This is a genomic window from Flavisphingomonas formosensis, from assembly GCF_009755815.1.
GTDB lineage: Bacteria > Pseudomonadota > Alphaproteobacteria > Sphingomonadales > Sphingomonadaceae > Flavisphingomonas > Flavisphingomonas formosensis.
Window position 1 is genome coordinate 197562 of record NZ_WRPK01000005.1, and the last position, 17893, is coordinate 215454.

17 protein-coding genes are annotated in these 17893 nt (G+C 64.1%); 5 read left to right on the top strand and 12 right to left on the bottom strand.

Features of this window, described 5'->3' with window-relative positions:
- Positions 1-247: 247 nt before the first annotated feature.
- Complete coding sequence (locus GQY20_RS15505; protein ID WP_157218020.1) at positions 248-1831, bottom strand: Na+/H+ antiporter; 1584 nt, start codon at positions 1829-1831, stop codon at positions 248-250.
- Positions 1832-1932: 101 nt separating this feature from the next.
- Positions 1933-2418, bottom strand: a complete 486-nt coding sequence (locus GQY20_RS15510; protein ID WP_157218021.1) for a DUF3429 domain-containing protein — start codon at positions 2416-2418, stop codon at positions 1933-1935.
- Between the two features lie 204 nt (positions 2419-2622).
- Here GQY20_RS15510 and GQY20_RS15515 point away from each other — a divergent pair, with 204 nt between their 5' ends.
- The 3 genes from GQY20_RS15515 (at position 2623) to GQY20_RS15525 (ending at position 5686) form a co-directional block, all read left to right on the top strand.
- Positions 2623-3903 (top strand): aspartate aminotransferase family protein, encoded by a 1281-nt coding sequence (locus GQY20_RS15515; RefSeq protein ID WP_157218022.1) that lies wholly within the window; start codon positions 2623-2625, stop codon positions 3901-3903.
- Between the two features lie 8 nt (positions 3904-3911).
- Positions 3912-4955: a phosphotransferase enzyme family protein gene (locus GQY20_RS15520; protein ID WP_232476069.1), complete on the top strand. Its 1044-nt coding sequence runs from the start codon at positions 3912-3914 to the stop codon at positions 4953-4955.
- 110 nt (positions 4956-5065) lie between these two features.
- Entirely contained in the window at positions 5066-5686 is a 621-nt protein-coding gene (locus GQY20_RS15525) for a TetR/AcrR family transcriptional regulator (protein WP_157218024.1), read from the top strand.
- A gap of 15 nt (positions 5687-5701) precedes the next feature.
- On the opposite strand, the gene GQY20_RS15530 is transcribed toward GQY20_RS15525, so the two are convergent.
- Complete coding sequence (locus GQY20_RS15530) at positions 5702-6853, bottom strand: MFS transporter (RefSeq protein WP_157218025.1); 1152 nt, start codon at positions 6851-6853, stop codon at positions 5702-5704.
- 164 nt (positions 6854-7017) lie between these two features.
- On the opposite strand from GQY20_RS15530, the gene GQY20_RS15535 reads away from it, so the two are divergent.
- On the top strand, positions 7018-7830 hold the full coding sequence (locus tag GQY20_RS15535; RefSeq protein ID WP_157218026.1) for an SDR family NAD(P)-dependent oxidoreductase: 813 nt from the start codon (positions 7018-7020) through the stop codon (positions 7828-7830).
- Between the two features lie 82 nt (positions 7831-7912).
- Here the strand turns inward: GQY20_RS15535 and GQY20_RS15540 are convergent, their stop codons facing one another.
- From GQY20_RS15540 to GQY20_RS15575, 8 genes are all read right to left on the bottom strand, one after another.
- Positions 7913-8362: a c-type cytochrome gene (locus GQY20_RS15540; RefSeq protein WP_157218027.1), complete on the bottom strand. Its 450-nt coding sequence runs from the start codon at positions 8360-8362 to the stop codon at positions 7913-7915.
- Between the two features lie 2 nt (positions 8363-8364).
- A complete protein-coding gene (locus tag GQY20_RS15545) occupies positions 8365-8886 on the bottom strand; it encodes a methylamine dehydrogenase light chain (RefSeq protein WP_157218028.1) in 522 nt (173 codons plus the stop codon).
- A gap of 22 nt (positions 8887-8908) precedes the next feature.
- Complete coding sequence (gene mauD, locus GQY20_RS15550) at positions 8909-9520, bottom strand: methylamine dehydrogenase accessory protein MauD (protein ID WP_157218029.1); 612 nt, start codon at positions 9518-9520, stop codon at positions 8909-8911.
- On the bottom strand, positions 9517-10050 hold the full coding sequence (locus tag GQY20_RS15555) for a MauE/DoxX family redox-associated membrane protein (protein ID WP_157218030.1): 534 nt from the start codon (positions 10048-10050) through the stop codon (positions 9517-9519). Before GQY20_RS15555 ends, mauD begins: the two co-directional genes overlap by 4 nt.
- Positions 10051-11211 carry an amine dehydrogenase large subunit gene (locus GQY20_RS15560; RefSeq protein WP_157218031.1) on the bottom strand — a complete coding sequence of 387 codons (1161 nt, stop codon included), beginning with the start codon at positions 11209-11211 and terminating at the stop codon, positions 10051-10053. It lies immediately after the preceding gene.
- Positions 11212-11228: 17 nt separating this feature from the next.
- Complete coding sequence (locus GQY20_RS15565; protein ID WP_157218269.1) at positions 11229-11609, bottom strand: c-type cytochrome; 381 nt, start codon at positions 11607-11609, stop codon at positions 11229-11231.
- Between the two features lie 148 nt (positions 11610-11757).
- A complete protein-coding gene (locus GQY20_RS15570; protein WP_157218032.1) occupies positions 11758-12861 on the bottom strand; it encodes a class II histone deacetylase in 1104 nt (367 codons plus the stop codon).
- 49 nt (positions 12862-12910) lie between these two features.
- Positions 12911-15163, bottom strand: coding sequence for a TonB-dependent receptor (locus GQY20_RS15575; RefSeq protein WP_232476070.1), 2253 nt, complete (start codon positions 15161-15163; stop codon positions 12911-12913).
- A 270-nt stretch (positions 15164-15433) separates the two neighbouring features.
- On the opposite strand from GQY20_RS15575, the gene GQY20_RS15580 reads away from it, so the two are divergent.
- The gene (locus GQY20_RS15580) at positions 15434-16381 is read left to right on the top strand and encodes a helix-turn-helix domain-containing protein (RefSeq protein ID WP_198350993.1); all 948 of its coding nucleotides are present in this window, start codon (positions 15434-15436) and stop codon (positions 16379-16381) included.
- Positions 16382-16413: 32 nt separating this feature from the next.
- On the opposite strand, the gene GQY20_RS15585 is transcribed toward GQY20_RS15580, so the two are convergent.
- The gene (locus GQY20_RS15585; RefSeq protein WP_198350994.1) at positions 16414-17886 is read right to left on the bottom strand and encodes a class I adenylate-forming enzyme family protein; all 1473 of its coding nucleotides are present in this window, start codon (positions 17884-17886) and stop codon (positions 16414-16416) included.
- Positions 17887-17893: the final 7 nt, after the last annotated feature.

The window sequence follows — 17893 nt, forward strand, 5'->3', positions numbered from 1 at the left end:
GCTAAGCGGATCGCCGCCGCCTTCTGCTCTGGATGAAGGCGAGAAGGCCGCCATTCAACTGTTTTTGGTTGCGGACCTTTGGGAAGGAACCGCCCATTGCCAGACGATACAGCCAGTCTCCAGGCGCTTGCGATGGGCGTCCGCGCGACCCGCTTGAAAGAGTATGAGGAGGATATTTTCACGGAGAGGAAGGCACTCGCAAGGGTGAGTGGAAAAAGCGTCCGTGGTCAGCGCAATCCGTCCAGCATCATGACTTGGCGGAGAGGGCACTCAGTTCTTCGAGGTCCAGATCGCGCTCGAGCTCCTGAAACGTATGCTCGTCGATGTCGCCGGCGCGATGCAGTCTGATCAATTCGCTGCGTCCGGCCGCTATGGCCTCCAGGATAAGATCGAAGTGGGCATGGAGCAGAGGCGCGAACTGATCCTCTTGCCCTGCATAGCGCGCAGACATCGCGGCCTTGCGCTGGTAACGCTCGAGGAGGCGGGGATGCACCAGATTACCCTGCTCGTCATAAGCCCTGCTCTCGATCAGTCGTACCTGAGTCTCGGCCATCTGCGCTTCCGCTTCGCTCATGGCGAGCCGGGCGACGTCGGTTTCCGGGTCGCGCAGGTCCGCCCAGCGGATCAGTCGTCCCAACGTCATGCCTTGCAGGAGCACCGTGCCCAGGATCACGCCGAAGGCCGTCACCAGCATGAAGTCGCGCCCCGGGAATTCGTCGGGCACGCTGAGCGCCACGGCCAGCGTAACGACGCCGCGCATGCCCGCCCAGCTCAGCACGGTGGCCGATCGCGCCCCGAGAGGCGCGTATCGGCGTATTCCGGCTGATCGGACGAGCCTGATCAGCAGATCCGAACCGAAGATCCAGACGAAGCGCGACAGCGTGAGCGCCAGCAGGATGAGGAGGACCGGAATCGCCATCTCGTCGACGACCACGCCAAACCCGCCGACGCGCTCGACCACGCCGCGCAGCGAGGATCCGATCAGCATGAAGACGGATGCTTCCATGAGGAAGATCATCACCGTCCAGAAGGATGTGCCGCGCATGCGCACCGCAGCCGAAAAGACGACATGCTGGTACCATCCACAGATCAGGCCGGTGGTCACCGTCGCAATCACCCCGGAAACGTGGAGCATCTCTGCGAGCAGATAGGATGTCCAAGGGGCGAGGCAGGCCGCCGCGATCATCAGATATTCATCGCCGAGGCGCCGCACGAGAAGCGCCCACGCGCCTCCGATCGCCATCCCCACCAGGGCGCCGCCGAGCGCCAGCACGACGAAGCTCTGCAGCGCGTCTACGGCGCTGAACGTGCCAGTCACGCCGGCGGCGATCGCAAAGCGGAAGAGAACCAGGCCGCTCGCGTCGTTGAACAGGCTCTCCCCTTCGAGCAGGATCGAAAGCCGGCGCGGCAATCTCACGCGCTGCAGCACGGCGCGAGCCGATATCGCATCGGGGGGCGAGACGATAGCGCCCAGCGCGGCACAGGCGGCCCAGGGCAGCGCCGGCAGCAGAGCGTGCGCCACCAGAGCGACGACGATGGTCGTGAAGATCACCGCGCCGACGGCGAGCGATGCGATGCCGATCATGTGCCGACGCAGATGCCTGAGCGCGATGAACCAGGCCCCGTCCATCAGCAGCGGCGGCAGGAAGATCACCAGCACGAGCTCCGGATCGAGCGAGATCACCGGAAGGCCGGGCAGGAAGGCCAGCAACGCACCACCGCCGAGAAGGGCGGCGGCGGGCGGCAGCGCCAACCTGTGCGCGACATAATGCAAGGCGATGATCGCCAGCAGCATCGCGATCACGAGCTCGAACAACGTCAACGGGTTCATCAGGCGCGCCCCCAAGTCGCAATGCCGATGGATCTTAGCGCGTCCGAAGTCGGCGTCTACCGGCGCCGCCGGCGCATATGCCTCGCCGATCGGACCGGGGTTCAGACGGCGTGGAAGATGGCGATCTCGATCAGGCCGAGGCCGATCAGCCCGACGATCATCTGAAGCGGCCGCAGCCGAACGAAATGGCGCGGCGCCTCGCCGCCGATCGCAGCCACCGGATCGAGCAGTGCGGATGCCGCATATCCCAGCATGAGCAGGGCCACCCCCGCGAGCGCCGACAGCAGGAAGATCGGCATCGCCAGAAATCCGCTCAGGAACATGAGGATCGTGCCGGCCAGCGTCAGCCAGCTCGGTTGCGCGGTCCGTGCAAAGCCATAGCCCCGTCGCACACCGGCAATGAAGATGAGGACGGCGGAAGCCCATGTCGTTCCGCCTACGATGGCCACCGCGCGCAACGGATCATGCCATCCGAGCGCACCGATGCCCGCGCACACGATCGGCGCCATCGAGCCGAATCCCAGCAGGAAGCTCAGCGATGGGGTGGCGACGGGATCGACCTGGCTGTCGGGATCTCGCGAGCGCATTGTCACTTCCGATGCAGGGGCCGGGCTGGCCCGAGGCGTTGTGCACCAGCGATACCATAGAGCGCTTCGCTTACCTATCGAAGGCTACACGATCGGCCGCGGCTTGTCGTAGCAGGGCTTGACCGACGTTAAACTGGACTATAGTCGAGTTCATGAGCGCGCTGCCGGCGGCTACCGCACAAAGTCTCTGAAAGGTCTGGTGCAATGAACGATACCGAGCTTCTCGAGCGCCGCATCTCCGTGCTCGGCCGCAACGCACCTCTTTTCTATGATCGGCCGCTCCACATCGTGCGCGGCGAAGGCGTGTGGCTGGAGGATGCGGATGGGCGGCGCTATCTGGACGTTTACAACAATGTCCCCAATGTCGGCCATTGCCGGCGCGAGGTCGTAGAGGCTATCGCCGCGCAGGCCGCCACGCTCAACATTCATACCCGTTATCTGCACGAGAATGTCGTGCGCTACGCGGAGCGGCTGACCGCGCAGTTCGAGCCGCAGCTATCGGCCGCGATGTTCACCTGCACCGGGACGGAGTCGAACGAGCTCGCGCTGCGTCTCGCCCGTTATCGTACGGGCGGTACCGGCATCATCGTCAGCGACTTCAACTATCACGGGAATTCGATGGTGCTGGCGGAGCTGACCACCGCCTTTTCCGTTCCCGAACGCTTCGGACGGCATGCGCGTGCGGTTTCGATTCCCGATCCTTACCGCGCGGCGCCCGGACAAAGCCTGGAACAGCTGGCGGAGCAGTTCGCAGATAAGGTGAGCGACGCGATCCAGTCGCTGGAGGCCGACGGCATCAAGCTGGCGGCATTGCTGTTCGATTCGGTCTTTTCGAGCGAGGGCCTGCCGGCGCTCGTGCCGGGCTATCTCGCCAAGGCGGTCGAGCGGGTGCGGGCGGCCGGCGGCCTGTTCATCGCGGACGAGGTGCAAGGCGGCTTCGGCCGGACGGGCACGAGCATGTGGAGCTACCAGGATCATGGCGTCGTGCCGGATCTGGTGACCTTGGGCAAGCCGATGGCGAATGGCCACCCGGTCGGCGGCGTGATCGCGGACCGCGACCTGGTCGACGCGTTCGGAAAGGCGGCCACCTATTTCAACACCTTCGGCGGTAATCCGGTCTCGGCGGCGGCGGGACTTGCGACGCTCGATATCGTCGAGCGCGACAATCTGCGCCGAAATGCGCGTGAAGTGGGTGGCTATATTCGCGCCGGCCTCGAACGGCTCGCCGCGCGCCACGAGATCATCGGCGACGTGCGGGGGCGCGGCCTGTTCTTCGGGCTCGAGCTCGTCGAGGACCGCGCGAGCAAGACGCCGGCGACCGCCCAGACGAAGCTGCTCATCAACCGCATGCGGGAGCGCGGCGTGCTGATGAGCCGTATCGGCAAGTCCGACAACATCCTGAAGATGCGTCCGCCGCTGATCTTCACCGTCGAACATGCCGATCTGCTGCTCGCCACGCTCGACGATGCATTGGGAACGCTGTGAGGCATATGATGGCCAATTCCTTCTATGCGCTTGCTCCCGACGCGCAGGCGGACCGGCTGCGTGGGCTCGCGCTCAAGGCACTCGATCGCTGGCACGGACAGTTTCGCGACGTCAACCTCGTGAAATATCGCGAAAATGCGGTGTTTTCTGCATATCGCGACGATGGCGTGCGTGTTGCTCTGCGTATCCACCGTCATGGCTATCACAGCGATGCGGCACTCGCTTCGGAGCTCGCCTGGATGGCGGCGCTTGCCGATCATGGCATATCCGTTCCCGCGATCGTGCCGGCGCGGGAGGGCGAAACCTTTGTCATCGAGGCCGATGGCGGCGTGCCCGAGCCGCGCCAGATCGACATGCTTGGCTGGCTGCCGGGAACGCCGATCGGTTCGGCGGAGGAAGGATTGGTGCTGTCGGGGGCCGAATCCGAACGGCTCTTCTTCGATGCCGGCTATTTGGCTGCGCGAATTCACGATCATAGCGCAATATGGGACGCGCCATCGGGCTTCGTTCGGCACGCCTGGGATGAGGACGGGCTGTTAGGGAACGAGCCTTTCTGGGGCCGCTTCTGGGAATTGCCGCAACTCGCTCCTGCGGAGCGGATGCTGCTGGAGCACGCCGCCGAATGCGCGCGCCGGGATCTGCGTCGCTTCGGTCGTGGCGAAGACCGTTACGGGCTTATCCATGCCGATCTCGTGCCGGAAAATCTGCTCCGTCACGGCGAACGGCTGATGCTGATCGATTTCGATGATTCGGGCTATGGCTGGCATTTGTTCGAGCTTGCGACCGCGCTTTATTTTAACGTCGACGAGCCCAACTATCCCATGCTGCGCGCTGCGCTGCTGCAAGGCTATCGATCGCAGAGGGCGCTTGACGAGACACATGCCGCGCTGCTGGACCTGTTCCTGTTTCTGCGCGGCACGACGTATCTCGGTTGGGTGCAGACGCGTCCGGAAACTGAGACCGCACAGGAACTCGGGCCGATGCTCGTCGCCCGCACATGCCGTCTGGCCAGAGATTATCTCGGGTCACTGGATCGACGTGTAACCTGTTGAAAGATATCGGCTTGTGTTTTCAACGACTGAGCGGGCCGCTTTCCCTTGGCCGAATCAGGCGATAGGAAGCCGTGAGGCCGTTCGAAACGGGACCGACGAAGCGAGGCGTGATGTTGAAGGGTCGCCGCGGAATTACCCAGGCGCGCGGACGTGCGCGTCGCGAGCAGCTGCTCGAGGCGGCCCGTCTGCTGCTCCAGACGCATGAGATCGATGAGCTGACGCTTTCGGTGGTGGCGGCGCATGCCGGCATCCCGAAAAGCTCGACCTACCATTTCTATGCCGACATCCACGCGCTCTATGCGGAGCTCGCCGCGATCGAGGATCGTGAGCTGCATGCCGTCTTCCTCGAAGAGGTGTCACCAGCGGCGGATTGGGAAAGCGTGCTCGCTGCCCTGATCCATCGCGCCGCCGATTATTTTCGGGCGCATCGCTCCGCCCAGCAGCTCATGTTCGGTCCGAAGACACCGCCGGACATCAAGCGTTCGAGCCGTCAGGTGGATCTCGAGCACAGCCAGGCGATCGAGGGCCAGATCGATCGGCAGTTCGTCCTGCCCGAAATTCCGGACCGCTCGCGGATATTCTATCGCGCGATCGAGGCGGTCGACCTGATGTTTGGCCTTTCCTTGCTCGAAGAGGGCGTTTTGACCGATCATATGGTCGATGAGGCGATCAAGATGGCCTCCGCTTATCTCTCGCTCTACATTCCCAAGATCCTGCATCGGCGCGCATGATCCGATATAGCCGGATCATTCGGGCCGGCGCCGCCTCATATTCCGATCGAGTGCCACCAGCACGGGCAGCAGGATCAACAGCCCCGCCAGATTGAGGCCGGCCGCTGGCAAGGCCAGCATGTGAAGCGAGCCGCCGCCGGTCAGGCTGCCGAACAGGCCGGACCCTAGCGCATAGGGAATCAACGAAAAGCCCTGGAGCGTCGCGGCGACGCCACCGGCACGGTCGAGCGCGGAGGCAAGGCCGAAGAAATAGGAGTTGAGCGCAAGCTGCATCAGGCCGAACAGCAGCATGCCCGCTGCGTAACCCGCCGGCGACCGGGCGCCGAGCACCAGATAATAGGCCAGTGTCGCGATCAGCATCACCACGACCGTCGGCATGAGCCGTCCCCAGCGGGTTCCGATGAAGGCGACGATGGCAGATCCGACGATGGTCAGCATGGTGGCGCCCGCGAGCACTTGCCCCGCCTGCCGTGCCGATAAGCCTATTTCGACGGCCTTGCGTTCGGCGAAACCATAAGTTCCGCCGTAGATCGGAAAGGCGACGGTCATCACCAGCACGACGATCGCGACGAAAGGCCAGCATATTCCGCCATCGGTCGCGCCAGTCTCCTCCTGCGCGACGTGGTCGACCGGCAGACGGCACAGCAGGGGAAGGATCAGCCCGCCGACCGCGGCGATCAGGACGAACATCGCAGCATGGCCAAAGCGCGAGCCGACGATCGGGAGGACCAGCAGCAGCAGGGCGAAGCCGACGCCGGTGCTCGCATAGATATAGCCGTAGGACCTGTCGGGATCCGCCGTGCGCGCCACGCGCATCGCCATGCCGGCGAGCAAGCCCCCCGATCCCGCCCCCGCCAGCGTCCCAATGAGCAACAGCAGCGTGAAGGATGTCGTCGCACCAAGCATCGCGTAAGCGAGGATGGTCACCAATCCGAAGGCGATCATGGTCGTGCGGAATGGCAGCCGCGAGATCAGCGGCGGCGTGAACATCGATACCAGCGCCACCGCGAAGATGGATGTCGTGCCCACCCAGCCCGCCTGCTCCGTGCTCAGTCCCGCCTGGACGAGGCCCCCGATCACGAACGGGGTCGCTTCCATGGGCAGCATCGCGATGAACGTGCCCATGATCAGGGGAAAAATCTCGGCTGCGTAACGTCGGTCGAGCATCTGCGCGTCTTCCCCCTGGCGCGGCGTTGCGATGCAATATTCTTCCGGACGGAGCCCGCGTCTGTCAAATGAAAACTCGACTATAGTCCGGATTTAATGCTGGTATGTGTCGCCATATTGTGCTGATGTCGCATCAGCCACGACGCAGCGAGAAAGGATGAGCAATGACGGAGCAGAAGTCCGGATCCGGCGCCGGGACTGCGCGGCCGGTCATTCTGGTAACGGGCGGCGGAAGCGGGATCGGCGCCGCCGTGGCCGAGCGATTGGCTCCGACGCACGACGTCGTGATCTGCGGGCGCCGGATGGACTCGCTCGTCGCGATCGCGGAGCGAACGGGCGCACATCCGATCCGCACCGATATCAGCGATCTCGATGCGTGCCGGGCGCTGATCGCCGACGTGGTCGGTCGGTTCGGTCGGCTCGACGGTTTGGTGCTCAACGCCGGCATCTTGGTTTCGGCGTCGGTGGCCGAGATGAGCATCGACGATTGGAATGCGCAGCTGATGGTCAATCTCACCGCGCCATTCGTCCTTACGCAGGCGGCGCTGCCGCATCTGCTGGCGACCAGGGGGGCGATCGTCGGAGTAAGCTCCGTGGGGGCCGTCCAGACCGGCCCCGGCCTCAGCGCCTATTCGGCGGCGAAGGCGGGTGTCAGCCATTTCCTGCAGAGCGTCGCTTACGAATATTCGCGTTACGAGTTGCGCGCCAATGTCGTCGCGCCAGGCTGGATCCGGACTGAAATGGGCGATGAGGAAATGCGCATGCTGCCGATCGGCGACGATCTCGACGCGGCCTACCGCAAGGTCAGCGAGCATGTTCCCCAGCGCCGCGCCGGTTCCGCGATGGAAGCGGCGGAGGCAATCATATGGCTGCTGTCGCCGCAGGCCTCGTTCGTGAACGGCGCCGTGCTCGCCGTGGATGGCGGATCGCTGCTCGCCAACTCCGGAATGACCTACTTCGACACGATGACGAGTTGAGGGGGGGGCGTCCGTTACCAGAATCTGTTGGTTCGGTTCGACATCGGGGCGGCAGCGGCCTGATCAGGCGCGGTGAAGGCGTTCAAGGCGTCTTCGGCAGGGCGTCGATCCGGGCGATCAGGCGTGTGCGGATGTCGGCGGGGTTGCGCAGCCAATGCGCGCGCAGGTCGGCGACCTCGCGGGTGGAATAGGGACGGAAATCGGCGGGCAGGGATGGTCCCATTTCCTGCACAAGCCAGTTCATCAGGCGGGCCGTGTCGGCATCGCTCAGCTTGGAATTGGCCGCTCCCGGTACTTGCACGATATATTCACGGCCGCCTTCGACGCGAAGGAAATCCGCGAGACGGCCCCGCATGTTAGGCACCTTGCCGGGCATGCCGCTGCCGTCGGGCAGATGGCAGCCCTGGCAATTGAGTGCATAGTTCACCCGCGGCGAGCGCGCCGGAGGCATGTCCGGCGCCGCCGCTGAGAGCAGGACCGAGAGGCCGATCGGGGCCAGGCCGACGCCCAGCTTGATGGCCTTGCGATACATGCTCAGTCCGCTGCGCCGAGCACCACCGAGGTCGAACAGTTATAGACGACGCCGGATTGAGTGCCGAGGCACCAGTTGATGTCGTTGGACGTCGACGGCTGATAGACGGGCGTGTCGTCTTCGTTGCGCGAGCATTCGCAACGCCCGCACGCGCTTTTGCCGCAGCAGTCATTGTAGGAGATGATATAGTTCCTGCCGTCCACGGGATTTCGGCAGGTGCCGACCCAGGTGATCGGCGACGGCTCCGTTCCCGGCGGACAGGATGAGGCCGAACCGCCGCAGCAGGAACAGAGAAAGCCGTCGATCGCGCAATAGCGCCAATAGTCGCAGGACTGTGGATCCCCCGTCTCGCCGTCCTGCGGCTTGTTCGGTGCGCGTTCCGCTGCCGCGCGCGCCACAGGCAATAGCGGGGTAATTGTCGCTACGGTGGCAAAGCTGCCGAGCCGCCCGAAAAAGCTGCGCCGCGACATGGAACGCGCCGCGCGCCGCGCCATTTTCTCCGCAATGCGATCAAAGCGGGTCATTGCCGTCCTCCCCCGTCCTGCATCAGTGCGCGATCCTGAGGCCCGGGTTGCGCATCCTGAAATCTTGAAGTGAGGCCACCCCGCGGGCTCGTGCTTCGAACAGGCTTTCGAGATGCTCGCGATTGTTCACCAGCCCTTTGGCGGCGACCTGGTTGTTCTCGTCGATCAGCACGGCGTGGGGCAGCTTCGAAACCTGGAAAGCGAGACCCAGTGGTGTCGACAAGACGAGCGGAAAGGCTTCCAGCTTCTCGCGCTCGACCATCGCCTGTTGCGCACGGACATCGCCGTCGCTGGCGAGGATGACGCGCAGCGCGTCACCCTCTTCGCGCGCAATCGACTTGATCACCGGAAGCAGCGATTTGCAGATCGGGCAAGTCGGAGAAAGGAAGAAGAGCAGCGTCGTCCGCCCGTCCGCCGCGCCGCCGATCCGTACCCTACGTCCGTCGATCGCTTCGAGATCGAAACGCGGTGAAGCCTCGCCTGTCTGCGGACCGCCGGGTAGCGTCAGTGCACCCACCGGACCGAGCCGTTCGTGTAGCAGCCCGACCTGTCGGAGCAAGGCGACGAGAATGATCGCCTGGACGATGACGACGATCCATAGGAGGATCGAGGTGGTGACGAGCGCCGTGATCATGATGCCTTTGTCCGCAGCGTGAGAGTGATGGCGAGATCGGACGCCGCATAGAGCAGCGCCAGCATGGCGAGCCCGGCGGCGATGCTGAAGCCGTCGAGCCAGGCCAATGCGCGGGAAGTTTCAGGCAGGGCGCCGATCAGCGCGAAGGCGGCGATGGCCATGTTGCGCACCACCATTGCCGGCCCAAGCTCCCGGCGCGCCTGGCCAAAGCCCAGGCAGCCGCAGTCGACATGGCGGTTGCCGCGGACCAGATTGAAACCGATCAGCCCGGCATAGGCGAGGAGGAGCGCCGCGCAGGCGATCGCGCCGATCCGGCTTGCCGGCAGCAGAATGAGCGCAGAAGAGAGACCGGCGACCAGCTCGATTGCCGGCACCAGCGCCATAGCCGGTACCGTCAGCGCGGAGGGAAGCACGCGATGTCCCTGCAGCGCATTGCGAAAGGCGGTCGGACGGGCGAGCTTGTGCAGGCCGGCCGCGACGAACAGGCCGCCGACGAACAGTCGCGCTATGGCCGAAAGCAGCGGGTCCATTCAGCGTTTTCCCTGCGCGACGGGGCTGGGCTGGATCACCGTCATCTCATCGCCGAGACCGTCGACGGCGCGCAGTTTCCTGCCCGTGTCGGGGTCGAGGATGGCGAGATCGCGCGCGCCGAACAATATGGTGTAGAGCAACGGGTGGGGATCGCCGCTGATCGCCACCGAGGTTGCTGGGCGATCCAGGCGATAGCGGGCGATCCGTTTGCGCGCGGTGACATCGAACACCCAGATTTCCGTTCCCGGATCCTTGTGCGTGCTCGGGCCGCCCTGGTGCATCAGCACATAGAGACGGCCGGATGGCGCATGGTAGGCGGCCGGTTGCAAGCCGCCCAGCCGCCACCCCGCATCGTCCGGGCCGAGCAGCGACCAACGGGCCTTTGCCGCCGGCGCCTTGCCCGACGCATCGACGAGCACGGCCTGGCTGGAGAAGGTGAAGAAGAGCCACTGGCGGGCACTCACCCGCACCGGCTTTTCGGTCGCGGGATCCTTGTCTTCGAAGAGCTTGGGCGATCCGCTGCCCAGTGTCACGGCACCCCCTTCGCCGATGGCGGCACCCTGGAGCGATCCGTCGGCGCACTGCATGAAGAAGCTGCGATCGCCCGTCGGATAGACGAGACCGCAGCCGGCGGTCGGATATTCGCCGACAAGCTTGTGCTGCGCGACGTCCACCACCGTGACCGACTGTTCGGGGGTGAAATTGTAGATGAGCGCGAAGCGGCCGTCGTCGGTTAGTGGCATCGCGCTGAGAAACGGCAGGGACTGGAAGCGCTTGGGCGGGATGACCACTTCCTCGCCCGGCGCCAATGTCTTGGCGTCGTAGAAGGTGACGACGTCGGTGCGTTCGCCCCGCGAGCCCCGCGAATAGAAGGTGGCCGGAACCGCGACCGATTTGCCGTCCGGCGCGAGGAGCAACGATCCGTGCGCGAGCCCGCCGCTCACCATCCCGAGAAACTGACCGCTGTCCGCATCGAGCAGATAGGCCCGCCCGTCCGCCATGCGCGTGAAGGAGACGTCATTGACCCAGACCCAATGGGGCTGGAACTGGTCCTTCAGCTCGACACGGCTGAGTTCTTCGGGCTGAAGCTGCGCCGCCAGGGGCGCGGCAGCCAATGCAGTGCCGAGCAGCAGGGCGGCAAGTCGGGCGGATATCGGCACGGTCGGCCTCCCCTTCGTCACTTCTTCAGCGTGGCAAGATAGGCGATCACGTCTTGCCGGTCCTTGGGATTGGACAGTCCGACAAATGCCATCTTGTTGCCGGGCACCATTTCCTGCGGCTTCGCCAGATATTTGTCGAGAGTCGGCTTGTCCCAGATCAGCGTCGAGGCCGCCATCACCTTCGAATAGAAGTATTTGGGATAGCTTCCTGCCTTGCGGCCGACGATTTCGAAAAGATTGGGGCCAATGGACGTGCCACCCGATGTCACCGAATGGCAGATAGCGCAGCGTTTGAAGACGACCGCACCGGATCCGACATCCTGCGCCGGAGCCGCCTGGGTGGTCGCCAGCAAGGCGAAACCGGACAGGACGCGTAGCAATTTGAATGGAGCGATCATCATTTCCTCTGCGGACACTTCACCCGCCTTGCGAACCGCTTGTGGCGATCCACCCGATCTGCTGCCGTGGGACGAATTGGCCGCGCTTCCCGGATTGGAACCAACGGTGTTCCCGCGCATGTTCATGGCGTCGTCCCCGCGGGCGGCTTCAGCCGGCCGCCGCGGCGAGCCGGTCGATGGTCTCGCGCAGGAAAGCGCGCATGGCCTCGCCCGGCTGCTGAGCCACGCAGATGTCTAGCGAGGGATCGACCACCTCGGTGCGACAACCGCTCAGCGCCTCGATGATCGCGTGGCCCAGAAATGGAACCAGCGCCTCGGAATAACCGCCCTCGTGAATTACCGCCAGGCGTCCGCCGCACAGCGTTGCGGCGATCTCGACCATGCGCTGGGTCAGGGCGCGGAACGTCTCGCTGTGGGCAAGCATCCGCGCCATCGGATCGGCTGCGCCGGCATCGAGACCGCTGGCGATGACGATGAGCTCGGGCCGGAAGCGTTCGAGCGCGGGCGCGACGATCTTGTCCAGTGCATAGCGATAGGCCTCGTCGCCGGCCCCGGGCGGCAGGGGAATGTTCAGATTGTGGCCGAAGCCGTCGCCTTCGCCGCGATCGTCGGCTCCGCCATATCCAGGCGGGAAGCAGTTTTCCTGGTGAATCGAGATAGTGAGCGTGTCGCTGCGGCCGTAATAGATCGCCTGGGTACCGTTGCCGTGGTGAACGTCCCAGTCGACGATGGCGACCCGACCGACGCCGTGGCGTGCGCGGGCCGCCTCCACAGCGATCGGGATGTTGCAAAGCAGGCAGAATCCCATGGAGCGGTCGGGCAGGCAATGATGGCCTGCGGGCCGGCACAATGCATAGGCATTGTCCACGGTGCCCGTCAGTACGTCGTCGATCGCGGCCTTGGCCAAGCCTGCCGATATGCGTGCTATCTCGTAGCCGCCCCGGCTGAATGGCGCATGATCGCCGATATCGCCGCCGCCGGCGGTGCTGACCGCACGGAATTCTTCGATATAGCGCCGGCTGTGGACACGCATCATGTCCTCTTCGGAAACCGGCTCGGCGCTGCGCGAGCGAAGTTTGGCGATAAGGCCGCTCGCCTGCACCAGGGAGAGCAGGCGCCGCTTGGAATCGGGCGTGTCGGCACCGGCGGCGCCCGATGGCGGCTGCACCCATCCGCCAACCGGCAGAAAGAGCGCCTGAAGACCCACGCTGTGCCAGAAAGTCCGTTCGTCGGAATAGAATCCGGTCGTCATCGCAAAACCCTTGGGAACTGGCCGTCCGCCCGCCGGCGGACGGGGAAGATCAGAATTTGAATGAGGCGGACAGGCCGTAGGACACAGGCTCGCCGTAGATCTCGATACGGAAGAAGCTCACATTGTTGATGTAGGTAAGGTAATTCTTGTTGAAGATGTTCCGGCCCCACACGGCGACCTCCCAGCGGCCCTTTTCGCTGGCCAGCGCGAGCCGGGCATTCTGAAGCCAATAAGCGGGCGCGGTGTCGAAGGATTGGTTGGTCGGCTGCAGGAAGCGCCGTCCGACATAGCGCAAATCGGTATTGGCGATGATCGACAGATCGTCGCTGATCGGGAAGCTCTTCTGGATGAAGCCCTGGGCCGACCATTTCGGCGCGTTGATCGGGCGCTTGCCGTCCAGCGGGATCAGGCCGTTATAGGTCTGGATCACCGCATCCGTATTGCGGAACTTGGCGTCGAGATAGGTGCCGCCGAGTCGAACCGTGGTGGTGGGGTCTGGCCGCCAGGTCAGCTCGGTCTCCGCGCCATAGGTGCGCGAGCCGCCGACATTGCGCGTAATTGCGACCAACGGCGATAGCGGATCATTCACCGTGATCTGGATGTCCTTGTAATCATAGAAGAACAACGAGGCGTTGAGATCCAGCTTGCGGTCGAGTAGCCGCGATTTCGAACCGATTTCATAGGCCGTGAGCTTTTCGGGGGCGAAAGTGGTGATGGTTCCGCCAAATGGAACACTGTAGCCGCCGCTGCGGAAGCCGCGGGAAACCGACGCGTAGAAAAGCTGGTCGCGGGAAGGTTTCCAGTTGATCGCGGCGCGGAAGGAGGTGGTACCGTCGGTACGGTGCGAGTCGATCGCATCGACGGGAATGACAGGCGTAATCGCGTGATTCTTGCCCTGCGGATCGTTTGCACCGAGGAAGGTCGATCCGTCCACTGCGGTACGATCGCTGGTGTAGCGTACGCCGCCGATCAGGGTGAGCTGGTCGGTGAGCTGATATTCGTTGTTGGTGAACACGGCGAGCGAACGGACGGTCTGATGGAATGCGGAGGCCAGCCGCGGCGCGAAGGGCGGGAGGCCGACGAGCGGATTTGCCGACAGGTTGTTGCTTTCGTTGGTCTGTATCGAATCATGCTCGTAAAAGCCGCCGAGCAGCATGCGGAAGCGGCCGAAATGTCCGGTTGCGCGCAATTCTTGCGTCAACTGGTTGATATGGCTGTAGAGATTGCCATTGGCGGTGACGTAGACGGAGTCGTCCGAATCCTCGGTCTGGTCCCTGGTGAACGTATCGAAGGACGTGATCGACGTCAGGGTCACCGGGCCGAGTTCCTGTTCGATGCGGGCATAGGCGCCATAAGCGCGGTTGTTCGCGCGCCAAGGATTGTCCGCCGCGAAATCGCGGATGCTCCGGGGCTCGCGCTGGCCGAGCGGATCGGTCCCCGGATTGGTGGCACCGAACTTCAGACATGCTTCGGGATGGTCGAGCAGGCCGCCGTTGAAGACATTGGAACAGAAGCTGCCGTCGGCATTGTAAAGCCCCGGACTCTTGTAAGGCGTGAGATCGCTCTTGTCGCGGAAACCGTAGCCGAGGAGGCGGATGACGGTGCCGGCATGTCTCCATTTCACCTGCAGTCGGCCGGCAATCTGGTTCGGCGCACCGAAACGCTCCCCTGTCAGCAAATTGTGATAGGGTCCGCCCGTGCCTTGCGCGACGAAATAGGATCCGCGGATGGCAAGATCCGGGGATAGGGTGGTATTGGCATAACCTTCGACCCGCGCCCTGCCATAATTGTCGATTTGCATGTTCATCGCTGCTTCATGCGTAAAGCTGGGATCGTTGGTATAATAATTGACCGATCCGCCTGTAGTGTTGCGACCGAACAACGTACCCTGCGGCCCCTTCAATGCTTCCACACGAGCGATATCGTAGAAGGGCATGCTGGCCATATAGGGCTTGGAACGATAGACTTCGTCGATGTGGATCGCGACGGGCGAATCGAAGTTTGATGCAAATTCGTTGAGGCCTACGCCGCGTACCGTGAAGGCGGGCAAGTTCGAGCTGGTCGTGGCGACGACGCTCGGGATCTGATTGGCCAGCGTGCCGACGTCCGTCGCCTGCAGCCGCCGCAGGTCGTCGCTGCCGATCGCAGTGATGGTAATGCCCACGTCGAGCAGCGACTGGGCGCGCTTCTGCGCGGTGACCACGATTTCCCCCGGCACGGGCCCCACATCGGCCTCGGCGTGGGCGGAGGTTGCCAGCATCATCATTCCGGCGCCGAGCAGCGCCGCATCGGATAGTCTCATATTGCCCCCATTTGGATTCGTGGCGGCGGATTGCCCGCTCTTGCCAGGCATGGTTGTGAAGACGGCGCACCGCAGGGTGCCGATGCCTCCGCCATCATGGCGGTGGTGGCCCTGACGGCGCGCGTCCAATCTTGTCAGATTTCGGCCTCTGCGTGCCAAAGTCGGTTATAGCGCCTTCCTCAAGCTACTTGAAAATGACAGTGATCAATCTAGCATGATGTGCCGAAAGAGCGCATTTTTCGGGGAAATGTGATCGATGGGCGAGCTGGCGTGACGTTGTCATGTTCAACCAATGCGGAAGCGTTCCAACAATCGCTTCGCGCGGCCTATGGGGCTTTCGAGACGGAGCCGACCTCGCGCGACGAGGCCGAGCGCGCATTCGGCGCGGTGAGGCCGATCATGTCCGCCGCGCTCGAAGGGTTCGAAATCCACGCCGCCGCCGTGCGCAGCATTCGGCCATCCCTTGGCAATCAATGGCAAAATTCCGGTTTCATCCTGGCCCTTCTCGATGGGGAGCTTACCCTCGAACATTATGGCCGCAAGGTCGCGCTTCGCAGCGGCGACATGGCACTCCTGGATTCCAAGGAGGCCTGCAGCATCGACGTGTTCGACAAGGCGCACGCCTTCACGGTCAGCATGTCCCGCGCTTCCTTCCTCGGGTTGCGGGCTCGGCCCGAATTCCTGTTTGGCGTGCATCTCTCCTCGACGCGCAGCATCTGCCGGATATTGTTGCGGACAATAAAGAGCGTGGTGCGGGACGATTGCAGCGATCCGGGCGAAGCGCGCGCGATCCGCTCGGCCATTCTCACGCTGCTGGAGGAGGCTCTGCACGGTGCCCATTCGGCGGTGCATTGCGATGCACGCAGCCGCCGCCAGATCGAGAAGATGCGCGAGTGGGTCGCGCGTGATCCTGGCAATTCGCAGATCGACGCCGACATGCTCGCCCGCACCTTCGGCATGTCACGCCGAAGCCTGTACCGGCTCTTCGCAACGCTCGGTACGACGCCCGGCCGCTGGATCAACGACGTCCGGCTCGATCAGGCCTATCGCTATCTGTTCGACGGCGGTGCCGATCATGGTTCGGTGAGCCAGGTCGCCTTCGCTGCCGGGTTCAGCGACAGCAGCCATTTCGCGCGAGCCTTCCGTCGCAGATTCGGCGTGTCGCCGTCTGAATGTCGCGCCTTGCCTTCCGGAGCGGCGCCACCCTCCTGGTCATGAAAAACGCATCGTTTCACTGGCAGCAGGATCGGTCAGCGTCTCAATTGCATCGCCTCGATCAAGAGCGCGCGCTGGATCTGGTTGGTCGCGGCGGTGCGTGGGATGGAGTCCACGAACTCCAGCCGGCGTGGGACCTTGTAGGGGGCCAGCCTGGCTTCGGCGTGCGCGCGTAGATCGTCCAGGGTCAGTTGCGCGCCGTCCTTCACGATGACGACCGCACAGACGACCTCGCCCCATTGCGGATCGGGGATGCCGACGACGGCGATCTCGCGCAGCGCCGGATGATCGGCAAGCGCGCTTTCCACCTCGACGGGCGATATGGTTTCGCCGCCGCTGCGGATGATCTCCTTGAGGCGTCCGGTGACGTAGAGATAGCCTTCGTCGTCGAAGGCGCCGCGATCGCCGGAATGATACCAGCCGTCGCGCAGCGCCTGGCCGGTCGCGTCCGAATTGCGGAAATAGCCGTCGAACATCGGATGGGTGCGGACGCAGATTTCGCCGCTGTCGGACAGGCGGACCTCGACGCCCACGCCCGGTCGCCCGACGCTGCCCGGCTTGCGCAGGACATCGACGTCGAACAGGCCCGCGACGAAGCCCGCCTCGGTCGATCCGTAGAAGACGCGCACGCGACTGTCCGGAAACCGGGTCTTCAGTGCCCGGATCAGCTCGGGGGGCGTCGCCGAGGTTCCCGTGTCGACGATCGCCAGGCTCGACAAGTCCCATTGCGAGAGGTCTTCGGCAAGGATGCGGTTCCACACTGCCGGGATGCAGTAAAGATGGTTGGCGCGCCGCGCCTGCACCTCGTCGAGCAGCGCCCGGGCACTGGGGCTGCGCACGAAGGTGATCTCGCCCTGCGTCTGCCACGCCTGCAGCGCCAGGGTGAAGGCGCCCATGTGGAAGAGCGGGAACATGCACACCATGCGCAGAGGCTCGTCGATATAATGCCCCTGCCAGCTGCGCAGATAATTGGTGCGATGGGAGAGCATGACTCCCTTCGGCGATCCCGTGCTGCCGCTGGTGAAGAACAGGACCTGGCCGTCCCGCTCGTCCAGGCGCGGCTCCTTCACCGGACCGCCGGGCGCCGCGCGCGCCAAAGCGGGCAGGCTGGCCCCAGGCGGAGCATCGTCCAGCGTCAGGATCGGCACGCCGGCGCGCCGTGCGATCTCGGTGCCCATCGCGAAGCGCGGACCGTCGGTGACGATCAGCACCGGATCCGCCAGCTCCACCAGCTTCGCCGCCTCGTCGAGCGACAGCCGCGCATTGATCGGCGCGAACACGGCGCCCAGCTTTGCCGTGGCCAGGAACAAAGGCAGCAGCAGCAGATGATTCTCCGACCAGCTGATCACCCGCTGGCGATAGCCGAGCCCTTGGGCGCGCAGCGCATGCGCCATGCGGTCCGCCAGCGCGTCGAGCTCGCCATAGCTGAGCGCCGCCCCCTCCATCGTCACCGCGATGCGGTCGGGAATGGAGCGCGCGTTGCGGCTGATGATTTCGTCGACGGTCAAGGACATT